The sequence below is a fragment of the Heliobacterium chlorum genome, from assembly GCF_014502795.1.
Taxonomy (GTDB): Bacteria; Bacillota; Desulfitobacteriia; order Heliobacteriales; family Heliobacteriaceae; genus Heliobacterium; species Heliobacterium chlorum.
Map to the genome: position 1 here is coordinate 1 of NZ_JACVHF010000006.1, position 22,396 is coordinate 22,396.

Genomic DNA, 22,396 nt, shown 5'->3' on the forward strand with positions numbered 1-22,396 from the left:
GAGTCTGGGCCGTGTCTCAGTCCCAGTGTGGCCGTTCACCCTCTCAGGCCGGCTACCGATCGTCGCCTTGGTGAGCTATTACCTCACCAACGAGCTAATCGGACGCGGACCCATCCAAGAGCGGATTGCTCCTTTGGTTGTCCGGGGATGTCCCCAGACAACGTTATGCGGTATTAGCAGCCCTTTCGGGCTGTTATCCCCCACTCTCAGGCAGGTTATCCACGCGTTACTCACCCGTCCGCCACTAAGAGCTTCCATCGAAACTTCCGCTCTCCGTTCGACTTGCATGTGTTAGGCATGCCGCCAGCGTTCGTCCTGAGCCAGGATCAAACTCTCCACAAAAAATGTAGATAAGCTTGAGTCAAGCTCTTATTGATAAAATTTCTTGTCGAGTTAATGCTTCTTATATGAAGAATCATCAACTCGTAAGAAGTTGTCCGTCCCGCTTACGCGGGCCGAATTAACTTTGGTTTCGCACGTTTTTGCTTACAACTGTTTGATTTTCAAGGACCAGATCCGACCAAGCTTATAGCTTTTCGTCGATGTTTTCGCCGCCTTGTATCGGCGACGTTTGCTATTATTGCACAGGTCTAAAGTGATTGCAAGCATAATTTTTTTCCAAATCGATTTTTTTATACTTCTCCTTAAACAAAGCCATCCCCTAAAATGAGATGGCCGGACAATAAGAGTCTGCGAACGAGTCGACTTCAAGGCTTCATAGACTGCTATCTCTATGGAATTCACGTGGTGTAGGTTTTACGATTATCCCTCTTTTTTCGGTTGGCCTTCGCTTGTTTCACCAGCACCCATATCGACAGTGTTTGTTAACTTACGAGTATGTGTACCGTCGGGACCAACTTCGCGAATGATCAATGTCTCTTGCTCTGATGCATTGTTTTTCATCTACAATCACCTCCGACGTTAGCATATCCAGGAGGCTTTCGACCCATCCGACACAAGAAACTGCCAACCAACGACAGGAGTGATAAAAATAACATTTATATGACAGAAAAATCTGACATCAGGGATTTCTTTTATATCTGATACAATGATAGAATCGTAGTTGTCTAATAGTTTTTCTCACTTTTCCATATTGTATGTAAGAAGGTGTACTGGTTTATGACATCCCGCCCGTTGTCTCACATCGAGATTCTTAACACGTTGGTCGACCGCTTTCAACATCTGGCGGAAGGCTTCCTCCAGGCCGGCGACACCTCATCGGCCCGGGGCTTAGAAGCTTTACAGCAGAAGTTGGTTCAACAGCACTTAAGCATCGCCTTTTGCGGTCATGTGTCAGGCGGGAAATCTGCCTTGATCAACGCGCTGATCGGCCACGATGTGCTTCCGACGAGCCCCGTACCTTCTAGCGCAAACATCGTCTCCATTCAATCAGGCCCCCCGGCTGCCCGGGCGCTTTTGAAAACTGGCGAAGCGGTTGATCTTGACCTCGCGTCAAGTCTCCCTGATGTACAGTCCCATTGCGTAGATGGGACTAATACCGATGGGGTCGTTATCACGGTACCTCATGACCTTTTCGAGGGCTCTGTCTCACTCATCGATACACCAGGGGTCGATTCGGCCGACAAAGCACGGCGCTTAGCCGAAGATCCTGCCATTATCTCTGCTGATGTCGTATTTTATGTGATGGATTACAACCATGTCCAGTCGGAAATCAACTTTGCCTTCACGAAACGGCTGCGGGAACGGGGAAAGCCCGTCTACCTCATCGTCAACCAGATCGACAAGCATTGCGATTTCGAGCTTGATTTTGGCTATTTCAAGCGTAGCTCTGAAGCCGGATTTGCCACTTGGGACATCCAGCCCAACGGATTGTATTTCACCACTCTGACCGAGCCGGATCACCCAGAAAATCAACTGGACCAATTAAAAGCTCATTTACGCTCTATCTTCCTCCATGAACAGGAGATCCTCATTGCCACCGTCTTGCCGGCTGCTCGGCAGTTGATCGAAGACCATAGCCGACGACAGTCCGATCAGCAAGCCGACCGGCGCCAGGAACTTCAGTCCATCGTTGAGGAGACAGAAAACCTGGAACAAGCCCTGCGTACCTATCAAGACCTAAGCCGGCAGGTCGAAAACCTGCGCCGTATACCGGAGCAATTACAAACAGAACTGGACAGCGAGATCCGCCGAGTCGTGGAGAACGCTCGGATTACTCCCTTTACGACGACGGAACGGGCACAGCGTTACCTGGAAAGCCGAGCCCCTGGCTTCAAAGTCGGCTTTTTGTTCTCCGGCGATAAAACGAAAAAAGAGATTTCCGTCCGTTTGGATGCTCTTTATGAGGATTTTCGCCATCATGTATCGACCCAGTTAGAGTGGCACTTGCGTGATGTCTTAGGAAAAGTTCCCGAGGCACACGGCGCTGCCGACAGCGATTACTTACAAAAAGTCAATTCCTTCAGCCTCACTTGGGGGCCCGAATTGATGGTAAACGCTGTTCGCGAAGGAGCAGTGGCCAGCAACGAGTATATTCATAACTACACCCGCGATATAGCCAATGAAGTCAAGGCTATGTATCGCCGGGAAGCCTTGTACTATGCCGAAGAGGCCGTCCGGCTGGCGAAACAGGGCCTGGCAGAACGGCTCGAACAACTGACTCGTCAGTTGGAACCCCTCAGCGTCTTGATGGATGCTATCAAGAACTTAGAAAAAATGGACCAGTTTGACCGGCAGTACCGGGAAAAACTACTTACGATGCTGCAAAAAGATCTCCCCAAGCCTGAACCGATAGAAAAACTCTTGGCCCCACTAATGGAGACGGTAGGTAAAGCGGAAGCAGGCCTTGAGGCTACCAATGATTCTTCAGCCGGCTCTTTGACCAGCCTTGGTCAAGCGATAAAAGAAAATGCCGCACCACTTCGGACAGGGCTAGTCGATGATCACAACACCCCAGCCGCTCAGACCGCGAAACGACACCCATCGTCATCACTGTTGCATCAGACAGGCCTTCGGCTCCATGCCTATGCTTCGGCCGTCTCCTCTTTACCTGGCTTTCAGCACATCGCCGAAGCGTTGACTTTGCGAGCAGAACGCCTAGAGAAGAACATCTTTACGGTAGCTCTTTTCGGCGCCTTTAGCGCTGGAAAATCGTCTGTAGCCAATGCCTTATTGGGCCATCCGGTGCTACCGGTTTCGCCGAACCCAACAACGGCAGCGATCAATAAAATCTTGCCACCGAACGACCACTATCCTCATGGAACGGTCCGGGTGCAGTTGAAGACGGCCGATGACATTGAAAGCGATGTAATGAACTCCCTAAAAGCTTGTGACGTTCAAGCCGCCAGTATGGCCGAGGCCTTGGAACGTTTGCAAGACATCTCTCCCGGCGACATTCACCCCACGGCGAAGCCCCATTATTCCTTCCTCAACGCCGTCGCCCGGGGAATCGCGGCTGTGGAGAACCGGTTCGGTCAGGAACTGATCATCGACCTGGATACGTTCCATGATTACGTGGCCAGTGAAGAGAAAGCTTGTTTCGTCGAATGGATTGAGCTCTACTACCGCTGCCCGCTGACAGACCATGGCATCATGCTCGTCGATACACCCGGTGCCGACTCGATCAATGCTCGCCATACTGGTGTCGCATTCGACTACATCAAAAATGCTGATGCGGTCCTCTTTGTCACCTATTTCAACAGCGCCTTCTCCCACGCCGACCAAGATTTTCTCTTCCAGTTGGGACGTGTCAAGGACAGCTTCGCTATGGATAAGATGTTCTTCCTGATCAATGCTGCCGACTTAGCCAAAACAAGCGATGAATTGGAGACGGTAAAACAGCACGTCAAAGAACGGGTCGCCGCTTGCGGCATCCGTCAACCCCGGTTATATACCGTCTCCAGTCAGACGGCCTTGCTGGCTCGACTCGGACAATGCGACGCCATGACGTCCTCTTTGGAAAAGACCTACCGGCAGCGAACCATCGCCCTATCGGCTGCACGAGGAGAAGCAACTCCTGGTGATGGACTGCTACCCTGGGATAAAGGCCTCGACTTATCAGGCTTTGCTCAATTTGAAGAGGAATTTTTCCACTTCACCCTCGATGAACTAACGGCGGTGGCCTTATCGGCTGCCGAAAGCGAAATGCAACGGACTTTATCCAGCCTGGAAGAAGTGATCGCTGCCGCTAAGACCGATGCCACCTCCCGCCGAATCAAACGGGCAGCTTTCGAAGCGTCCCGAATGGAACTAGAGCAATCGCTCAATAGAGTCGGTACTGCCGCCGAAGCGGACCTGCTGCACAAGGAAATCGATGAACTGGTCTATTATGTAAAACAGCGACTCTTCTACCGTTTCGGCGACATGTTTGACCGCTACTTCAATCCCGCTGTACTGCAGGATGCCCGGGGCAATATTACCAAAAAAGGGTTTCAACACTGCCTCGATGACCTGTTGCAGACGATGGAAAAAGAGTTGGAACAAGAATTACGGGCCACCTCCCTTCGCGTGGAGAATTTCGTCCACAAGCGGGCCGGTCAGTACCTAGAAAAACTGAACCGGGTCGTTACCGCCACCGCCTCCCACTGTGCCTTGCCGGACTATGAACCAGCTCACTTGCCGACACCAGAAATGCCGAAGGGACTTTTCCGGGCGAACACGAGTTCTGTAGGTGCCCTGCTTAACAGCGTGAAGACGTCCAAAGAGTTCTTTGAAGGGACTGGGAGGGCTAAGTTCCGGCAGGACCTCGAAACTCTTCTGCAGGTGCCGGTGGATGTATACTTGTCTAAGGCAATCGACGTGGTAAAGGATGCTTACTCCGAGTCACTTCGTGCAGTATTAGAAACTGTCCACGCAGCAACTTTACAAACGGTAGCCGATTATTATGCAGGATTGTTGGCAGCACTCACTACCGATTTTGATTTAAAAATTGTAGAAAATACCTATGAACAATTGAAAATGGTTGAACTAAAATAAAGTTGGATAACTCCGTAAGACTGATTGCAATTGATACTAAATAGTCAAGAGCGGATCCCTCAGAAGGGGTCCGCTCTTTTTTGGCTAAAAAGGGCTAAATGTTCGTCAGTCAATAGCATTGGTTTGTTATGTAATCTATGTTACAATACCCTATGGGATTGAGATTGAAATATTTTAAAAATAATCAATTGGCCTAAGTTGAAAATATTGGTATCTGAATTCTATTTGAGGAATATATAAGTCTATGTAACATTGACCTTACTTCATTAAAAGCGACCGCATAAACACGAAAAATCTTTTGGAGAACGAATTCTTGTATGAGTTAGAAAGGAAATGAAATGCGAATACTTTTAATTGCCTATGATAACGACTCTTACATTACATGGTTTCCCCAAGGACTTGCATACATCGCAAAGGTTTGCCAAGATGAAGGTGCAGAAGTAGAAATATATAATCAAGACATGTATCATTGGCCAGAGTCTCACTTATTAGATAAACTAAACCGGGAAAAATATGATGTAATCGGTGTCAGTGTGATTGGCGGATATTATCAATATCGAAAGCTATTGAAAATATCTGATGCCATAAACCAATCTAAAAATCGCCCCTTTTATATTATTGGAGGACATGGACCCGCACCTGAACCGGAGTACTTCCTGCAAAAAACTCAGGCAGATGTAGTCGTCATCGGCGAAGGGGAAAGGACCATTAAGGAATTGCTTGAGGTCATTCAAGGGCAAAGATCCTTATCCTCTGTTGATGGCATCGCTTATTTTGAAGGCGGCCAATTTATAAAAACAAAAGAACGAGAATTGCTTACCAATATAGATCACCTGTTTCCATCCTGGGATATATTCCCTATTAATTATTACTCTTTGATGCGTGCACCCCATATTCGCAACAGTGATCGGTGGATGCCCGTTTTATCGGGACGAGGCTGTCCTTTTACTTGTAACTTTTGCTATCGCATGGATAAGGGGTTTCGGGCTCGCTCACCGGAAAGTATCCTTGAGGAAATCGGGATCCTCTCAAAAGATTATGGCATCACCTATATCGGCTTCTCTGATGAATTGCTGATGAGTTCGGAAAAAAGGACCATCGAGCTTTGTGAAGCATTTATTAAATCGGGATTACGGTTTAAATGGAATTGTAATGGTAGATTAAATTATGCTAAACCAGATGTCCTTCGCCTCATGAAAGAAGCGGGTTGTCTATTTATCAATTACGGTATCGAGTCTATGGATGAAAAAGCCCTAAAACGAATGAATAAAGCCTTAACGGTCAAACAAATCGTTACAGGCATCGAGAATACGCTAGCAGCAGGTATTAGCCCAGGTTATAACATTATTTTTGGTAATATCGGTGAAAATGAAGAATCGTTACGACTTGGTGTCGAGTTTTTGTTGAAATATGACGACCATTCTCAATTGAGAACTATACGTCCAGTAACGCCTTATCCCGGCTCTCCCTTATATTACTACGCTATTGAAAAAGGCCTTTTAAAGGATTGTCAAGATTTCTACGAAAACAAACACACCAACTCGGATTTGCTCTCCGTTAACTTCACCGAACTCAGCGATGCCGATTTTCATCGGGTGCTTTATGAAGCCAATAAAAAACTCATGACGAACTACTATGAGCATAAACTTTCTCAAAACCTGGAATTGGCTCGAAAGCTCTATTTTGATCAAGATGCTTCTTTTCGCGGGTTTCGACAAACGTAACCTTTGTGCTTAAAAAGGACTATTCTTCCCCTCCTATCTTCAAATTCACCATTAGCAACCAGTGAGACTAAAAAGCTGTCCTTCTAGTCATTTTCTATATGACTTTGAGGGACAGCTTTTTATCTACTTATATAAAATTTGACGTCGATACCTCAAAGATTCGCAACCACGGGTTTATCGACAATCATAAAATGATTTGCTCAACAGAGACGATAAATCAACTGTTTTGATGATCTCCTTAATTCTTCTTGAGGCATCTCCATTCCCATAAGGAGACTCTATTACCGACAAGGATTTGCGGAAATCCAGCGACAATGCCATGTCAATCGCCTTTTTGATGCTATCTCGGTCGTCATTACAGTCAATGACCGAGATAGCACGCAATCGACCTTTTTGTCTGTCGCCAATATTGACGGTTGGCTTCCGAAAGATCGGGACTTCAATCAAGCCGCTCGATGAGTTTCCGATTACGACATCTACATATTTTAACGCACTCAAGTACCGGAGTTGTCCCAACGATGTGAATACTTTTACCCGTTCCGACCTAACCCTCGCGTATTGATTGATCTCTTGAATGATCACACGTCCATCCGTATCCGCATTGGGCAATGTCAAGATGACTTTCGCGTGCGAGAAATCATCCAACGCCTCAAACAGCGCCTTCAGCGACTTTAATGGTCCTCCCTGATCCAGTGTGACCGGATGAAAGGTGACCATGAAGTTGATCGTGTCCAGCTTAAAATCTAACTCTTGTTCCAACTCTTCCTTGGACAAAAGTTTCATTCTACGAATGTTATCTAAGCCTGGTGCCCCAAAATTAAATACCCGCTCCGGATGCTCTCCCATTTGGATGATTCTTTGCCTATATTCTTCAGAGGCTGGAAAGTGTAGATGTGACATTTTCGTGACCCCATGGCGAATCGCATCATCGATGCATCCCTCTGTAGCTTCCCCTCCGTGGATATGAGCGACAGGAATTCTAGCGATTAGCGCCGCCTGAACGGCGGCGAGGATCTCAAAGCGATCGCCGAGGACCACCATAAGGTCCGGTTTCAATCGCTCAAGCACATCGGCAAAACCGATTAAACCCAATCCTACTGCCTTCGTGATCCCCACCACAGTGTCGCTGGAGAGAAGCATCTCCACTTTCGCGTCGATTACAAAACCGTCGGACTCAATATTTCGATATGTCAAGCCGAATTCCGGCGAAAGGTGCATCCCTGTCGCAATAACTTGCAGATCCAGAAGGGGATCTGCCTTTATCTCATCCATTAGACAGTATAGTAGCCCGTATTCAGCACGACTGCCGGTTACGACAGCAACTTTTCGTTTTACCATGTCTTTTCCTTTCTCATTAAAGACACTATGACTAGGCTACGATGGTCCGAAGGCTTTCAATGCAAATTCGCATAACATAAAATCCAATTCACTATCTATATCAAATGAACGTTCCCTCGGCATGATAAAAGCACCCGTTTGCTTTCCTAAGAAACTCTTTTGTTCGAGCAGCCAATCACGTTCGGCTATATATATAGCACCGTTCAAGGAGTAGCTTTTGGCTAATTCTTGTCGACGAAAGATCATCTCCCCCATATCGAGAATCGGGCTCATAGATCCTTCAAGCTCAACACTGTACATCCAATAAGGGCTTTTTTCGACCTCTGTAACGGATACACAAGCGCTAAATTTATCCTTTCGACTCTCAAACCACTCGATACAGCCATCAATATCTTGAACCGAGCGCAGCGGCGACGTAGGTTGAAGCAATAGGATATAATCGTAATTCGGCAACATTTCCACCGCATGAAGAACGGGGGATATTCCAGGAGTGTCGTCTTTCGCTAATTCCAGAGGCCGAACAAAAGGGATTTCGCAACCCCACGCTTGCGCCGTCGCAATGATTTCGCTGTCTTCCGAAGATAATATGAGACGATCAATATATTTTGACTTTTTAGCCTCCTCGATCGTCCAGGCGATCAGCGGTTTATCACCCAAGATGCGTATGTTCTTCCGAGGTACTCCCTTTGAACCACCCCGAGCGGGAATAATCGCTAAAATCGTTTTCCCATCGATCATCCAAAAACCTCCATGAATTCACCATTCGCTTTTTCGTAGTCAATAAGGTGACCAATATCAATCCAGTACTCACGAATGGGAAAAGCTGATGTGGCTTGGTTTTCTTCAATCATTTTTTCAAAAAGACTAGGCATATCAAACTGGGTATCTTTCGGAATAAGTTTGATCACCTCGGGATTTAAAACATAAATTCCGGCGTTCACGAAAAATCGTTGAACCGGTTTTTCGTCAATACCAGTCAACGTATGCCCTTGGATTTTAACGACCCCATAGGGAACCTGAAAATCATATTCTCGTACACACATGGTCCCTTGAGAATCATTATCTGCGTGGAAATCCATCAATTGTTCAAAGTTAACTTTCGTTAATAAATCACCGTTCATAACGATAAGCGGTTTTTTCGGTAATTCCGGCAGCAAACTCAATGCCCCGGCTGTACCTAACCGCTCCTTCTCGTGAAGGTAACGAATCTCCGCACCCCACTGAGAGCCGTCACCAAAATATTCCTGGATCATATGGGCTTTATAATTCACCGATAGATAAAACTTGCGGAAACCATATTGAATAAAATTCTCGATGATAGTTTCTAACAATGGTTTGTTTCCGACTTTCAACAGCGGTTTCGGCACTGTTTCCGTCAACGGACGCAAGCGGGCCCCTAATCCGCCAGCCATCAAAACAACCCAGTTGTCTCGTTTCTTTTCTTGTTTCAGAATATCCTGAACTAACAGCAAATCAACGACTCGTCCATGTTCATCAACGATCGGTATTTGATGAACATGGACGTTCTTCGTGAGTTCGATCATGCTTTGACGGGATAGGGATTTCTTTAGAATAAAAGGAGTACGATTCATAACTAGCTCAATCGGTTTGTCCAGCGTTACTCCCTTTAAAATACCCCTCCGGATATCTCCATCAGTTACTGTTCCCTGCAGTACCCCCTGTTCATTGATAACCAGTGCAATTTGGACCGCACCAGAATCAATGATTTTAATCGTTTCTAAAATCGTGTTAAACGGTTTAACCAATACTTTTTTCCATTCACCCAAAACCGCTCACCCCCCCCAAATAAGCTTTGGCAGGAACGCCCATAACCACACTTTTCGCAGGAACGTCCTTCACGACAACAGCCCCTGCCGCAATAATACTATCAGCACCGATATATATCCCTTGAATGACCGTAGCCCCGGCACCGACCATGACATTGTCTTCTACCTTCACATCGCCACAGAGCACTGCTCCGGGAGCCACATGGACGTGTTTGCCGATAGAGCAGTCGTGATCAATAACGGCCCTAGTATTGATGATCGAATTTTCTCCGATAAAGCATCCCGGCTGAATGACGGCTCCAGCCATAACCTGGCATCCTTTTGCCAGTTCGATCCCATCCGCCAATAGAGCTGACGGATGGACGATCGTGGCAAACTGGTATCCGGAAGATATAAATCTTTCGTACAGGCTCCTTCGGACCGTACTCTTTCCGGTAGTCCCTACGCCATTTATCAGGTAAACCGAATTCGCCGGATACTCATATACACTTTCGTCGTTACCGAGAACGGGGATACCTGCCAAAAAAGCCTCCCGCCCTGGATCGTCCTTAGCGATAAAGCCTAGAAGTGGCCATCTGCGCTTTCCGAGGATATCCAGTAAGACTCTGGCATGTCCACCCATTCCTAAAAGCAGCGAAGGTTTAATCACCTACACCTCCTCTGCCGATAAACTCTCATCCGTTTCGTAGCCCCGTTTCGCTTTTTTACCGATGACATTCCAATAAAACATGGGGGAAAGCCCATTTCCCGGCCGTTTGGAAGAAATGTTGTCGCAGCTGAAGCTCTCCCCTTTTTGGATCGGCCTTGAAGCGACGAGACTTTTTCTTGCAATATGGCGATTTTCTATCTCAGAAGGAACTGGTCTTTTCAAAGCCGTACCTAATCCATCCTCGACTTGACGAACGGCTTGAATCATCTGCATTAACTCTTGCGGTTCCAATGATGCTTTATGATCGGGTCCCGGCAAGGTACGATCCATCGTAAAATGTTTCTCAATGACTTGGGCGCCTCGGGCAGCCGCAGCTATTGGAATCGCTATACCGCAAGTGTGGTCGGAATATCCCACAGCAAGACCAAAGGCATTGCGCAACGTATCCATAGCCCGTAAGTTCACATCTGCAAAGGGAGCAGGGTATTCGGTCGTACAATGTAACAGAACAACCTTTTCCATAAGCGATGCTTGCCCCTCGGAAGAACAATAAGCACGTTCAAAGTTTTCAATCGACGTTTCTTGTTTATCACCGATATATCCAAAGGCGAGAACCGATAGAGCCCTCTCGATTTCACTCAATGTGCTGATTCCCGTGGACAAGATGATTTTATGTCCCCTTTTGGCCGCTGCAAGCAGCAGAGGCCCATTTGTGATGTCACCAGAGGAAATTTTTAGACAGGAAAGATGTAAGCGGTCTACTAGAAAAGATAAGCTGGGCAGATCAAAAGGTGTAGATAAAAAGTCGATTCCTTTTTCTGCGCAGTATTGCATCAACTGAAAATGGGCAGCTTCCGTCAATTCGAGTCGTTTCAGCATCGCGAATTGGGATTCCCTATTTTCCGCAGACTCATTTTGGTAGCGGGCTTTCGGTGCATCAACACAAACTAAATTCTTTGTCTTAAACGTTTGAAATTTAATCGCATCAGCACCGGCTTGGACTGCCGCATCAATCAGTTTCATCGCTAAGTCCATGTCTCCGTTATGATTGACACCAGCTTCCGCGATGACATAAATCCGTCGGTAGTTCATTGCTTCACCATATTTCCTTACGAAAAATTTAAAATCTCAATATCCCGCTCATTTCAGTTCACACATAATAACACTGCTGGGTACATTGATGATACGTTGTTCTAACTTTTCCGAAACCGATAAGTTCATTCGCGGGCATTGATGATACATGGGTAGTCTATGCATCAGCGTCCATACGGGTCGTGTCTGTATCCCTACGGCATTTGTTGCTTCCAGCAATTCGTCTCTCTGAGCGACAAATTCTTCGTCTATGATGAGCGCGTTGAGCCAGTAATTGCTGACGGCAAAAGCTGGCTCTCGGAAGACCTGAACGCCATGGATTCCAGTGAAGAGGGCCTGATATTTTTGGGCCAGATCCCGCTTTTTTCGCAAAAAATCTGGCAGTTGTTCCATCTGTGCACAGCCTAACGCTGCGTTTAAATTCGGCATCCGATAGTTGTAACCGACCATGTCATGGTTAAATGCCCACCGATGGGGCACTTTCGCCGTTGTGGTCATATGTTTCGCTTTTTTGGCCAACTCTTCGTCATTCGTCAAGATGATTCCGCCACCGCCGGTCGTTATCGTTTTGTTGCCATTAAAGCTAATCGCTGACAATCGTCCGAAAGTGCCAGTATGTCGTCCTTTGTAAAAAGAACCAAGCGATTCGGCAGCGTCTTCCACGAGTTCAAGACCGAACTGCCGGCAGACTTCGAGGAGCGGTTCCAAATCTACGGGGTGTCCGAAGGTGTGCATTGGAACTACGGCTTTGATGGCACGTCCGGTAAGGCGGTTATGACAGATTCCATCCCGCTTCTCAGCGATTTCTTTCAAGTAATCGGCCAGTTTGGAGGGATCCAAACCGAGAGTGCTTTCCTCCACATCGGCGAAGTGGGGAACGGCGCCGCAATACATGACGGCATTGGCCGTAGCCACAAAGGTTAGCGAAGGAATGATCACCTCGTCGCCGCAGTCGACGCCGGCGAGTTTGAGACAGATGTGCAAGGCAGCGGTTCCATTGACGACGGCGACAGCCTTTTGGGCACCTGTATATTCTGCGAGCATCGATTCAAATTTCTCTACATATTTGCCTGCCGAGGACACCCATCCGGTATCCAAACACTCTTTGACATAGGCCCACTCATTTCCACCGAAACAAGGCTCATGGAGTCCGATGAATTCTTTCTCGCCGGGCAGTATCTCTTTTAACTTTTGAAGAACGCTGTCGATATCTAAACTCATATTCATATGTTATACAAATCTGCCTTATAGGCTTTCAGATTTTCTCTATCGGTAAACCAGGCTGCTGTCTCGGTGAGCCCTCTTTGAAAACCGTCACGACCACCGTAGCTAGGGCTCCAGTCTAGAAGGCTCTTGGCTTTCCGATTATCGGCCCAGAGTCGCTCCACTTCGCTCTTCTCCGGTCGTATTCGGTTTGGATCTGTTTCGATCTCAATTTCAGCCCTCATCACATCGGCGATGAGTTGAACCGTTTCGCCAATCGAGATCTCATAATTACTGCCAATATTAATGACCTCGCCAATCGAACGCTCTGATTCGGCGACTGCGATAAAACCGCTCACGGTGTCTTTGATATAGTTGAAATCGCGTGTCGGCTCTACGGAACCGAGCTTGATTTTTCTCTTTCCACTGGCGATTTGAGAGATGATCGTAGGAATCACCGCCCTGGCCGATTGCCTGGGACCGTAGGTGTTAAAAGGGCGGATAATGCTGACAGGCGTATGAAAGGCATAGTAAAAAGACATAGCAAGTTGATCTGCACCGATTTTGCTTGCCGAGTAGGGCGATTGTCCTTGCAGGGGGTGTTCTTCATTGATGGGGACATATTTGGCAGTACCATAAACCTCACTCGTCGAAGTATGTACGACCTTCTCTATCTCTAATTCTCTAGCTGCTTGTACCACATTTAATGTACCTTTTACATTCGTATCGATATACGTATCGGGCGAATGGTAGGAGTAGGGAATAGCGATGAGCGCAGCTAGATGGAGCACTACGTCACAGCCCGTTATGGCTTTTTTCACCCCGTGAGGATCACGTATATCTCCCGAAAAGACATCCAAACTCTCTCGGATGTCTTTGGGAGAGGCATCTAGCCATCCCCACGAATTAAAGGAGTTATAATAGACAAAGGCGCGAACGTCGCAACCTTGCCGGACTAGCTCCTCGGTAAGATGAGAACCGATAAATCCGTCTGCGCCTGTAACAAGGATTTTCTTCCCGTTCAATGTCAAAATCAAAACCCCCACATATTGATGAGAAACTCTTCAGGGCACTGTTCTAATATATTGAGATTCATAGTTAAGACTTTCTTATATTATTATTTATCGTCAATTTAAAAATAAAACTTTACGTTAGCCGTACGATTGCTGGGATGAGCGAAGGGATCTGCAAAATCCCTGCTTCCCTTTTCCGACATTAGTCGGGGATTCTCTCCCCTAGACAGTTAAAAGGTCATCCCTTATGATTTATTCAGGAAATAAGATGAAATACTATGAACCATCGCTGGTGGTTGGAGGATAAAGCAGGAATACCCAAAAAGAGGGGGCAGAAAGGTATGCCTTGGGATGCGGAAATCTGGCGCTTCGGCTTTTTTCTGGTAAAAGAGACCGTATCCTTTCTCTGGACGGCGTCCTTGGAGATACTCTCTTTACTGGCCCATCAACGCGGTTTCTGGTTGATCTTGGCCGGGTTCGTCTTTATGGGTGCAGCACTTTACCTCTGGCGCCGGCGATTCCGCCGGGAACCATCACGGTTTCAGACGGAAAATGCCCCGCGTGATGCCTAACTTGGCCTCACCGGGGCATTTATCATGTAATCATATAAATACCTTCCGTGGTCGTTCAATCGACCAATATCTTAGACGGCGAAGAATTTGGTATGCGGGAATTAGGAAAGCTGATGGGACATCATGGACAGATCTTCGGCCGAGTGGGCTACCGCCTCAGAGGCGTTCTCGATCTCATGGGCCGTCGAACTGAGCGACATCACTTCTTCTGTCACCTGTTGCATCTGTTCCTGGTTCGAAGCGATCGACTCGAGGATCTGGGTGAAGCCCTGTACCACTTTATCGACGAGTTGGTTGACCCGCTCCATGGAGTGGGAATTCTGTTCCATCGCTTGGCTGACTTCGGCCGTGTGGGTGCGCGATAGCTGAATCATCTCGGCGATCTCTTGGACGGACTGTTCAGAACTGCTGGCCAGCTTCTTCACTTCCTGAGCGACCACATTAAAGCCGCGGCCGTGTTCGCCGGCACGAGCCGACTCAATGGCGGCGTTTAAAGCGAGCAAATTCGTCTGGGAAGCGATTCCCTGGATCACTTCCGCGATCGAGGAGATCTTCTCCGAACTTTCGTCCAAGGCAGAGATTTTGCTCTTCATATCCAGCATCAGTTGAGTCAGGTCTTTAATCGCCTGAACGGATTCTCGAAGCTGTTTTTCCCCGTTTTGGGCGAGGTGGACCACTTGGTCGGTATGTTTGGCCGCTTGAGACACGTTCTGGGTGATCCGTTCTGCCGACGAGGACATGTGAGCCGCAGAAGCAGCCGTTTCCTCCGCTGTGGCAGCTAAGCCTTGACTCGCATCATTGACCTTTTCCTGTAACGATTGCAAGTCTCCCAGAATCTTTTCCAGTTCCTCTTTTTTGGATAAGCCGGATGTATAACTATCTAGGTAACTGCTCATGACCAACTGCTGATCCAGGTTGGTAATCGTCAGTAACGCCGTGATCGCTGCTTTGGCTCGATCTTTATCGGTGTAGGCATCCATTATTTTGGGGATAAAAAAGTTGTAGTAGAGTTGATAAGCCGAGGTATACCAATAGGGCGGCAAGTCGATCCGGTCATGGGCCTCACCGATTTTATGACGGTTGGCGGCGTAATCGTCGTCGAGCCGTAACGGGGCCAAACTCAGCAGGTAAGCCCGCATCGTCTTTTTCAGTCGTTCCACCGTAGAATGTCGAGTGATAAATTCGCGCATTTCCGGTATCGAACCCAGGTGCCCGTAAAAAACGTCGACAGCCTCATCGACATGCTTTTCGATAATCGGGCGGATTTCCTGTAGCAGTTCCATTTGTTCCGGATTCAACTTCATAAAACGGACAGACAATTGAAAAGAGGGATTTTGAATTGCAATAGTCGGTTTCGGTCCACTATAAGGACGTAATCCCGTATTCTCTGATGCTTTTCGCCAGAACATATTCTGGACCTCCCTACTCAATCCTAATGATGCTTAGCCTTACAATGATCGAGAATTCATCCGGCCGGTGGTTGCCTTTACTAAGTAAAACCGGATTGGGTATAAAATCATTTTGGAAGAAGAGCAGAATATGGTACTGTTTCGATATCCATTGTCGCTTTCCTTCTCCCTATGCAAAAACTCAGATAGGATTATTCAGCAAAGAAGGTTTGTCTATGAATAATAATACTAAAGCCATACTGTTTGGCGGCCTACAGGCAACAGAATATACCGATCGTGCCGAAGCAGGCCGTCTTCTGTATGAGCGGATCAAACAACAAGGGCTGACCTTTGATGTGATTGTCGCCATCCCTCGAGGCGGTGTGGAAACGGCCGCACCGATCGCTAAAGAACTAGGCAGTCCGCTCGCTCTCATCACTCCCCGGAAATTGGGGGCCCCCGGACAGGAAGAGGTCGCCATCGGTGCCGTGGGACCGGATGGTTCCGTCATATTGAACGACCGCCTCATCGCGTATCTCGGAATCAACGAAGAGTATATCGAGCAAGTCAGGCAGCTTCAGGTCATTGAAATGGACAGGCGGAAGAAGGAATATCCCTTTATCCTCAACGTAGGATCGGTGACATCGAAAAAGATACTCCTCGTCGATGATGGCGTGGCCACCGGCTATACCCTGATGGCGGCGATTAAAAGTATCCTCCGTCATGAGCCGGCTTACCTGGCCGTTGCACTGCCGGTCGGACCGCCCGATGTACTGGAAGCCCTCTCCGAATCGGTCGATCAAATCATCTGCCCGCTAGCCCCGGAAGACTTTCAGGCTGTCGGGGCCTACTACGTGGACTTTGGGCAAACCTCGGACGAATCTGTTCGAAAGCTTCTAGAAGAAGTCAATCAGTCCCTTCCAAGGCCCGGTTTTTTCGCTTGATGAAGTATTGTGTAAGGAAATAATAACATTCTTAGTGGGAATTGCCTTCACTGTACTTTGAAACACTAGTGATTTGTATTATACTAAAAGTTAGACGCGAGACATAGAAATAAAGAGTATCCGGAGGGTTACCCGCTATGAAGATGTTAAAGATCCCCGAACCTACCGTCGTTCGGCTGTCCCTGTACTCTCGCTTTCTAAACCAAGCCAGCAGCAAAGGCATTGACATAATATCTTCCGATGAAATCGGCGCAGCTGTCGGAATCCCGTCAGCACAGGTGCGCAAAGACTTGTCTTACTTTGGAGAATTCGGAATTCGGGGCGTCGGCTACCGCGTTAAGGAACTGGGCGCTCAAGTAGACAAACTCCTGTGCGTCAACCATACCTGGCCTGTCATCATCGTCGGGGCCGGCCATTTGGGCATGGCCATGTCCTCCTACCGGGGTTTGCAGGACCGCGGTTTCAACGTGGTGGCACTCTTCGATTCGGACGCGAAAAAGCAAGGCCACCTTCCCAACGGTCTGCCCGTGCTTCCATTAAAGCAATTAAATGACACAATAAAAGAACAGGGTGTGAAGATCGGCATCATCACCGTGCCTCCTGCGTCAGCCCAACGGGTCTGTGAGTATCTTGTCGACGCTGGTATCGATTCGATCATAAACTTTGCTCCAACTGTTCTCAGCGCCCCCCCTCACGTAGAGGTACGCAATATCGATTTAACCGTTAACCTGGAAGTATTGAGCTTCAATCTCGGTATGCGCGGGTAAGCTTTGATATACTGCTTTTTGTACGTTGGCTTTCGTACGTGCCAACTTCTGTGGCGTTGAAAAAAAGCCTTAAGAAATGGAAAAATCGCCCTCCGCCTTATCTATTTAGGATAAGACTGGGGCGATTTTTTTGTGGGCCGTGAACGTTTGTTATGGTTTATCTCGATTCCGCCGAAAAAACCGTTGGCTCCAGTTCCTCCACAAGTTTCCGAATAGCCCGACTCCCTCAAACCGAATCAACGGTGGATCTTCCGGATCGGGTACGGGAATCAGACCGAGCGATTCATTCCATCCTTTGATCGCGGTCGCCCTTTTCCAGACACCTCCGGTCCCACCAGGCAGGAATTCCATCTCCACTTGAGCCGGCGACCAGGAAAGCGAGACAGCTAGATCTCTGCGGGAACGCACGGGAAGGCCGTTGACGCTGCCTAAGAGATCTCCGGCTCGAAGGCCCGCCTTTTCAGCTGGAGAGCCATCGCCTACATCGAGGATCTTCAGACCCCTGGGGGAGGTCACATAAAGGGGAGTGCCCTGCATCTCGCGCCGCTTTGTCCAGAGAATCAATGCCTCATGGCCGAGGGGCCCAAAAAGGGCTGGCAACAGGGACAGCATGGGTATATGGGAAGCCAGCACGACCAGGGAGAGCAGAATCAAGCTGTAGCCGGCCAGCATCAGAGACGATCGCCGGCAATGAACTCGGGGTTGGCGAACGAGAGCCAGGTCACCATAGCCGAGTAAGGCCACTAAGGGCAATGGGCTGAGCACCACCGATTCCACAGCCGGATTGTAGGGGATGTCTGGAGGGCTGATCAGCGGCCACCAACCGGGCGTAGAGATCTCTTGAAAAGGAATACCGCTGTTATGGGGAATCGCGACCATCGTCAATACGACCAAGGGAATCGGCCAGAAGCTTTGCAGGTGATATCCCCCGACGGTCATTCCCCGGCGATGGGCCACATAAACAGGTAAACTGTCTCGGTGGCCCGACAAAAACATCAGAACGGCCTCAACAAGATGCAAGATGGCCACGAGCCCCATGATTTGCACTACGCTGACTTCCGTCCACCCGAGAAAGATCGCCGCCAGGGAGATGACTCCGCCGGCATAGGCGTAACACATATACCGGGTGTTGATCAAAGCCAGTGCGATGGCGACGGGTAAGAGATAGAGAAACCCCGATTCGACGATCGTAACCCCAAAGAGAATCATCAAGAAGGACCCGATGAATCCGCCAACCAGACCATACATCGCTGATGAAAAGACAGAATGCCACACATTTTCCGTTTTTACTTGAAACAGTTCTGATTTCATCCGCAGTTGACGCCGGTAAAGGAGCGCAATGATCAAAAGGAATACCCAAAAAGTTGGGTATTCCAGAGGGTAAAGCAACAGTATTTCAAAACCTTGGATGATCGTATTCAGAAGGTCCCATCCATTGAAGTCGACCATAGTTAAGCCAGCCTTTTTTTGTAATCAGGTCACCTTATCTCATCATCGAACGAACGACCTCGACACCTTTGTTGAAGACGGTATCGTTATCTTCCGTACCAGCAACATGGGGAGTTTCATTCTTCTCGGGCTCTACTTTGAAATCCGGTTCGATACCGATTTTATGAATATCGTTGCCTTTCGGTGTCAAGTATTTGGCTGTTGTCAACTTGACGGCAGCACCGCCATCCAAGGGGATCACCGATTGGACAATGCCCTTGCCAAAGCTCTTCGAACCGATCATAGTCCCGGTGCCATAGTCTTTGATCGCACCAGCCACGATCTCCGAAGCGCTCGCGGAACCGCCGTTGATCAGTACGGCCAGCGGGAGCATGACTTGATTGCGGGTCGATTGGTAAACTTCTGTTTCTCCGTTGCGATTGACCACCTTGACGACAGGACCTTGCGGAACAAAGTTGGAAGCGATGTCTACGGCCGATTCTAATTCACCGCCGGGATTATCGCGCAGGTCAAGGATGATGCCTTTTACATGCTGATCCTGGAATGCTCGGATGGCTTTGTCGACTTCCGCAGCCGCTGTTTTGTTGAATTGAGTGATGCGCAATACACCGATGCGGTTGTCCCCTTTGGCCAACTCAGCCGTTACGACAGGGATGTTCACTTTCTCACGGGGCACTGCGAATTCAAGGAAGTTTTTCGTGCTCTCCCGGAACACAGTCAAGTTAACGTTAGATCCTTCGGGCCCTTTGATTTTCGAAACGGCCAGATCCACATCCATATTGGCCACTTCTTCCCCATCGACCTTGACGATGACGTCACCGGCTTTGATGCCGACCCGTTCCGCCGGTCCACCTTTGATGGGCGAAACGACGACGATCTTATTTTGATCTTTTTTGCTGACGTAGACTCCGATACCGCTAAAACTTCCCTGGATCTGATCGAAAAGCTGTTTGTATTCGTCCGGTTCGAGATAGGTTGAATAGGGGTCTTTTAGGGAGGCAACCATGCCCTTCATGGCCCCGTCCACAAGGGTGGAAAAAGAGGTCGGTTCCAAATATTCGCTTGTCACGAGCCGGACGACGTTCACGAGACGGCCCAGATGTTGATAGTTTCCTATCACCGCCACAGCCAGGGAAGCTGTTGTCAATACACTAACGATGATGACCAGGGCTGCGGCGATGACAAGCCCTCTACGACGACCAGCCAATGAATTCAACCACCTTATTCCAAAATGAGCCACACAAAAGTTCTGTTCCTCTAAACTCTATACGCTTTTAGTGCTAGATATACAACAAGCTGAGTTTAAATCATTCCGGCAATTATCCCCCGATGTACCCCATCGGGTTAGTATGAGATCCGTTTATCCGGACTTCATAGTGCAAGTGCGGTCCCGTGCTCAATCCCGTCGATCCTACCTTACCGATAAAATCGCCTTTTTGGACAGTTTGTCCTTCCGAGACACCAAGCGAAGACATATGCCCATAGAGCGTCGTAATTCCGCCGCCGTGATCGATGACCACACAGTTTCCGTAGGCATAGTCATAACCAGCGACGATGACGACACCGCTGTTCGTCGCCAGAATGGACGCGCCGGCAGGAGCACCAAGGTCAACACCCGTATGATAGCTGTTTTTCTTTCTCACTGGGTGGTATCGCGGCCCGTAGGAAGATGTAACAGGAGCATAGTTTTCCAAGGGATAACCCCACGTTCCTTGGGTCATACTGGGGCGGTTCGTTTTGCTCTGCAAGCTGCGAATTCTCGCTTCCAACCGTTGCGATGCAGCTTCTTCCGCGTCGAGCATTTCAGCGATACTATCTTTTTGTTCACGTACTTGTGCGAGGACTACCTTTTGTTCCTCACTCTGAGCCGCTAAGCGGGACCGTTGTTCTTCCATACGAGCCTTGATCTGGGCCAGTTCTTGTCTACGAAGTTCCAAATCGGCTTTGCGAGCTTCAATCGTCTTCTGTTCCGCTTCAATCTCATGAATCAATTGAGCATCCCGTTGAACGACCTTTTCCATCAGGTCCATGCGGGTTAAAAAGTCGGTGATGCTGTTCGCCTGCAGCACCACTTCCAGGTAAGAGACGTTCCCGTTAATATAGATATCTTTCATGCGAGCCTTAAGGAGATCCAGTTGAGTTCCTTGGCGCTTTTGGGCTTCAGCGATCTCCTTCTGAGCCTGCTGAATGGCTGTTTCTACATTTCGCGTCTGACTGTTCAGGTCATTGATGGCCATTTGGGTATTGTTCATTTCCCGGTTGACCGTCGATAGTTTCCCGAGAACACTGTTTTCCTGCTGGACCTTTTCGCGCAGTTCCCGGCGGGTGTTTTCGATGTTGGCCTGCCGCTGCTGCAGTTCCTGCTGGGCATCTTCCAACTGGTCTGCCGACGCCGCTTTGATAGGAATCGTCTGAGCGCTGTAGATAAAAAGCCCCGATAAACAGGCTATCGCTACTCCCCCCAGCACCAGACGGGATAGGTTTTGCTTCAAAGGAGCCACTCCTTTTTGCATGGAGTCATCATACTTTCAAAAACTTCCGCAAGGAAATGACACTACCCATGGCACCAATGAGGATACCGGTTCCCATGACGATCTCAAAGATGGTCATCAGGAAAGAGGCATCTGAGCGCAGCGGCACAAAAGGCAGGGACGATTCTACATAGGTCGTGACCGGCGCATAGATGCCGTAAAGCAATCCAACGGCGATGAGGGAGCCAAAGAGGCCCAAAAAGGTCCCCTCCAGCAAAAAAGGCCAGCGAATAAACCAGTTGGTTGCACCGACGAATTTCATGATGTTGATCTCTTTACGCCTGGCAAAGACCGTTAACCGGATGGTCGTAGAGATTAAAAAAACCGATGCGGCCCCGATCAGGAACATGATCGACAAGCCGACCATGCGGATCCACTCGGTCAGACTGAGCAATTTCTCGACGAACCCCTGACCGTAGCGAACTTTTTCTACGCCGGGATACTTGTTGAATTCTTCGGCCAGGCTACTCACATCGTTGGGATCTTTCGCTTTCACCCGGTACATATCGGGAAATGGGTTTGCATCCCCCAGGGCTTTGAACATATCGCTGCGGTCACCGAGTTGCTTTTTCATGGTCGCCATCGCTTCGTTCTTAGAAACAAAAGTGACCTCGTTGACTTTGCTATGACTGCGGAGTTTATCCCCCACGGCTTGGATCTGCTTGGCATCAATATCGGTGCGCATGGCAACCAAAACTTCCAGTTCCGATTCCATCGTCGTCACCAGATTATTGGAGTTCATCACCAAAAGCAGCGAAATCCCTAAGATCAGCAGGGAAATAGCTACCGTCGAGATGGATGCGATACTCATCCAACCGTTCTTCCAAAGCGAGCGGAAGGACTCCCGAAAAAAATAGCCTACGGTGCGCATTCTCATCGCAGGGCACCCCGTTCCTGCAGGGAATAAAGGCTCTGTGAATTGTTACCGGGTAGAACGGTACCTCCCGGTTGGATATATCCACCTTGAGCTAGGGAACCCGGTAGAGAAGCGCTCGACCCCTGTT

General features: G+C 48.5%; 18 protein-coding genes and 1 rRNA gene. 5 read left to right on the forward strand and 14 right to left on the reverse strand.

Going from position 1 to position 22,396, the window contains the following annotated elements; genetic code table 11:
- Positions 1–342, reverse strand: a 16S ribosomal RNA gene (locus H1S01_RS07850); the annotation flags it as partial.
- Positions 343–762: 420 nt separating this feature from the next.
- Positions 763–903, reverse strand: a complete 141-nt coding sequence (locus H1S01_RS07855) for a hypothetical protein (RefSeq protein WP_188039544.1) — start codon at positions 901–903, stop codon at positions 763–765.
- A 216-nt stretch (positions 904–1,119) separates the two neighbouring features.
- Between H1S01_RS07855 and H1S01_RS07860 the strand changes: the two genes are divergently transcribed.
- Together H1S01_RS07860 and H1S01_RS07865 are read left to right on the forward strand one after the other, a co-directional pair.
- On the forward strand, positions 1,120–4,935 hold the full coding sequence (locus tag H1S01_RS07860) for a dynamin family protein (RefSeq protein ID WP_188039545.1): 3,816 nt from the start codon (positions 1,120–1,122) through the stop codon (positions 4,933–4,935).
- 338 nt (positions 4,936–5,273) lie between these two features.
- Positions 5,274–6,659 (forward strand): B12-binding domain-containing radical SAM protein, encoded by a 1,386-nt coding sequence (locus tag H1S01_RS07865; protein WP_188039546.1) that lies wholly within the window; start codon positions 5,274–5,276, stop codon positions 6,657–6,659.
- Positions 6,660–6,833: 174 nt separating this feature from the next.
- On the opposite strand, the gene neuC is transcribed toward H1S01_RS07865, so the two are convergent.
- Genes neuC through H1S01_RS07900 form a run of 7 tightly spaced genes read right to left on the reverse strand, consistent with a single transcriptional unit; the run spans position 6,834 to position 13,759 of the window.
- Positions 6,834–7,997: a UDP-N-acetylglucosamine 2-epimerase gene (gene neuC, locus H1S01_RS07870; RefSeq protein ID WP_188039547.1), complete on the reverse strand. Its 1,164-nt coding sequence runs from the start codon at positions 7,995–7,997 to the stop codon at positions 6,834–6,836.
- 36 nt (positions 7,998–8,033) lie between these two features.
- Complete coding sequence (locus tag H1S01_RS07875; protein WP_188039548.1) at positions 8,034–8,735, reverse strand: acylneuraminate cytidylyltransferase family protein; 702 nt, start codon at positions 8,733–8,735, stop codon at positions 8,034–8,036.
- A complete protein-coding gene (locus tag H1S01_RS07880; protein WP_188039549.1) occupies positions 8,732–9,784 on the reverse strand; it encodes a nucleotidyltransferase family protein in 1,053 nt (350 codons plus the stop codon). The genes H1S01_RS07875 and H1S01_RS07880 overlap by 4 nt, the downstream gene beginning before the upstream one ends.
- On the reverse strand, positions 9,777–10,433 hold the full coding sequence (locus H1S01_RS07885; protein ID WP_207732248.1) for an acetyltransferase: 657 nt from the start codon (positions 10,431–10,433) through the stop codon (positions 9,777–9,779). The genes H1S01_RS07880 and H1S01_RS07885 overlap by 8 nt, the downstream gene beginning before the upstream one ends.
- The gene (gene neuB / locus H1S01_RS07890) at positions 10,434–11,525 is read right to left on the reverse strand and encodes an N-acetylneuraminate synthase (protein ID WP_188039550.1); all 1,092 of its coding nucleotides are present in this window, start codon (positions 11,523–11,525) and stop codon (positions 10,434–10,436) included.
- Positions 11,526–11,573: 48 nt separating this feature from the next.
- Positions 11,574–12,752 (reverse strand): LegC family aminotransferase, encoded by a 1,179-nt coding sequence (locus H1S01_RS07895; RefSeq protein ID WP_188039551.1) that lies wholly within the window; start codon positions 12,750–12,752, stop codon positions 11,574–11,576.
- Positions 12,749–13,759 carry an NAD-dependent 4,6-dehydratase LegB gene (locus H1S01_RS07900; RefSeq protein WP_188039552.1) on the reverse strand — a complete coding sequence of 337 codons (1,011 nt, stop codon included), beginning with the start codon at positions 13,757–13,759 and terminating at the stop codon, positions 12,749–12,751. The genes H1S01_RS07895 and H1S01_RS07900 overlap by 4 nt, the downstream gene beginning before the upstream one ends.
- Before the next feature lie 323 nt (positions 13,760–14,082).
- Here H1S01_RS07900 and H1S01_RS07905 point away from each other — a divergent pair, with 323 nt between their 5' ends.
- On the forward strand, positions 14,083–14,313 hold the full coding sequence (locus H1S01_RS07905; RefSeq protein ID WP_188039553.1) for an LPXTG cell wall anchor domain-containing protein: 231 nt from the start codon (positions 14,083–14,085) through the stop codon (positions 14,311–14,313).
- A gap of 101 nt (positions 14,314–14,414) precedes the next feature.
- On the opposite strand, the gene H1S01_RS07910 is transcribed toward H1S01_RS07905, so the two are convergent.
- A complete protein-coding gene (locus H1S01_RS07910; protein ID WP_188039554.1) occupies positions 14,415–15,722 on the reverse strand; it encodes a globin-coupled sensor protein in 1,308 nt (435 codons plus the stop codon).
- 215 nt (positions 15,723–15,937) lie between these two features.
- On the opposite strand from H1S01_RS07910, the gene H1S01_RS07915 reads away from it, so the two are divergent.
- Positions 15,938–16,645 (forward strand): phosphoribosyltransferase, encoded by a 708-nt coding sequence (locus H1S01_RS07915; protein WP_188039555.1) that lies wholly within the window; start codon positions 15,938–15,940, stop codon positions 16,643–16,645.
- A gap of 137 nt (positions 16,646–16,782) precedes the next feature.
- Positions 16,783–17,412, forward strand: coding sequence for a redox-sensing transcriptional repressor Rex (locus H1S01_RS07920; protein WP_188039556.1), 630 nt, complete (start codon positions 16,783–16,785; stop codon positions 17,410–17,412).
- A gap of 150 nt (positions 17,413–17,562) precedes the next feature.
- On the opposite strand, the gene H1S01_RS07925 is transcribed toward H1S01_RS07920, so the two are convergent.
- The 4 genes from H1S01_RS07925 to ftsX all read right to left on the reverse strand — a co-directional run bounded on the left by H1S01_RS07925 (position 17,563) and on the right by ftsX (position 22,269).
- On the reverse strand, positions 17,563–18,861 hold the full coding sequence (locus H1S01_RS07925; RefSeq protein WP_188039557.1) for a PDZ domain-containing protein: 1,299 nt from the start codon (positions 18,859–18,861) through the stop codon (positions 17,563–17,565).
- A gap of 34 nt (positions 18,862–18,895) precedes the next feature.
- Positions 18,896–20,068, reverse strand: coding sequence for a S41 family peptidase (locus H1S01_RS07930; RefSeq protein WP_188039558.1), 1,173 nt, complete (start codon positions 20,066–20,068; stop codon positions 18,896–18,898).
- Positions 20,069–20,180: 112 nt separating this feature from the next.
- Positions 20,181–21,353: a murein hydrolase activator EnvC family protein gene (locus H1S01_RS07935; RefSeq protein WP_188039559.1), complete on the reverse strand. Its 1,173-nt coding sequence runs from the start codon at positions 21,351–21,353 to the stop codon at positions 20,181–20,183.
- A 28-nt stretch (positions 21,354–21,381) separates the two neighbouring features.
- Entirely contained in the window at positions 21,382–22,269 is an 888-nt protein-coding gene (gene ftsX / locus H1S01_RS07940; RefSeq protein WP_155476730.1) for a permease-like cell division protein FtsX, read from the reverse strand.
- Positions 22,270–22,396: the final 127 nt, after the last annotated feature.

Bases quoted from the DNA above. Each gene is read 5' to 3' on its own strand.
- H1S01_RS07865 (WP_188039546.1), top strand. From the start codon at position 5,274: ATGCGAATACTTTTAATTGCCTATGATAACGACTCTTACATTACATGG.
- H1S01_RS07925 (WP_188039557.1), bottom strand. From the start codon at position 18,861: ATGGTCGACTTCAATGGATGGGACCTTCTGAATACGATCATCCAAGGT.
- H1S01_RS07910 (WP_188039554.1), bottom strand. From the start codon at position 15,722: ATGTTCTGGCGAAAAGCATCAGAGAATACGGGATTACGTCCTTATAGT.
- H1S01_RS07855 (WP_188039544.1), bottom strand. From the start codon at position 903: ATGAAAAACAATGCATCAGAGCAAGAGACATTGATCATTCGCGAAGTT.
- neuC (WP_188039547.1), bottom strand. From the start codon at position 7,997: ATGGTAAAACGAAAAGTTGCTGTCGTAACCGGCAGTCGTGCTGAATAC.
- H1S01_RS07915 (WP_188039555.1), top strand. From the start codon at position 15,938: ATGAATAATAATACTAAAGCCATACTGTTTGGCGGCCTACAGGCAACA.
- H1S01_RS07875 (WP_188039548.1), bottom strand. From the start codon at position 8,735: ATGATCGATGGGAAAACGATTTTAGCGATTATTCCCGCTCGGGGTGGT.
- H1S01_RS07920 (WP_188039556.1), top strand. From the start codon at position 16,783: ATGAAGATGTTAAAGATCCCCGAACCTACCGTCGTTCGGCTGTCCCTG.
- ftsX (WP_155476730.1), bottom strand. From the start codon at position 22,269: ATGAGAATGCGCACCGTAGGCTATTTTTTTCGGGAGTCCTTCCGCTCG.
- H1S01_RS07895 (WP_188039551.1), bottom strand. From the start codon at position 12,752: ATGAATATGAGTTTAGATATCGACAGCGTTCTTCAAAAGTTAAAAGAG.
- H1S01_RS07860 (WP_188039545.1), top strand. From the start codon at position 1,120: ATGACATCCCGCCCGTTGTCTCACATCGAGATTCTTAACACGTTGGTC.
- neuB (WP_188039550.1), bottom strand. From the start codon at position 11,525: ATGAACTACCGACGGATTTATGTCATCGCGGAAGCTGGTGTCAATCAT.
- H1S01_RS07905 (WP_188039553.1), top strand. From the start codon at position 14,083: ATGCCTTGGGATGCGGAAATCTGGCGCTTCGGCTTTTTTCTGGTAAAA.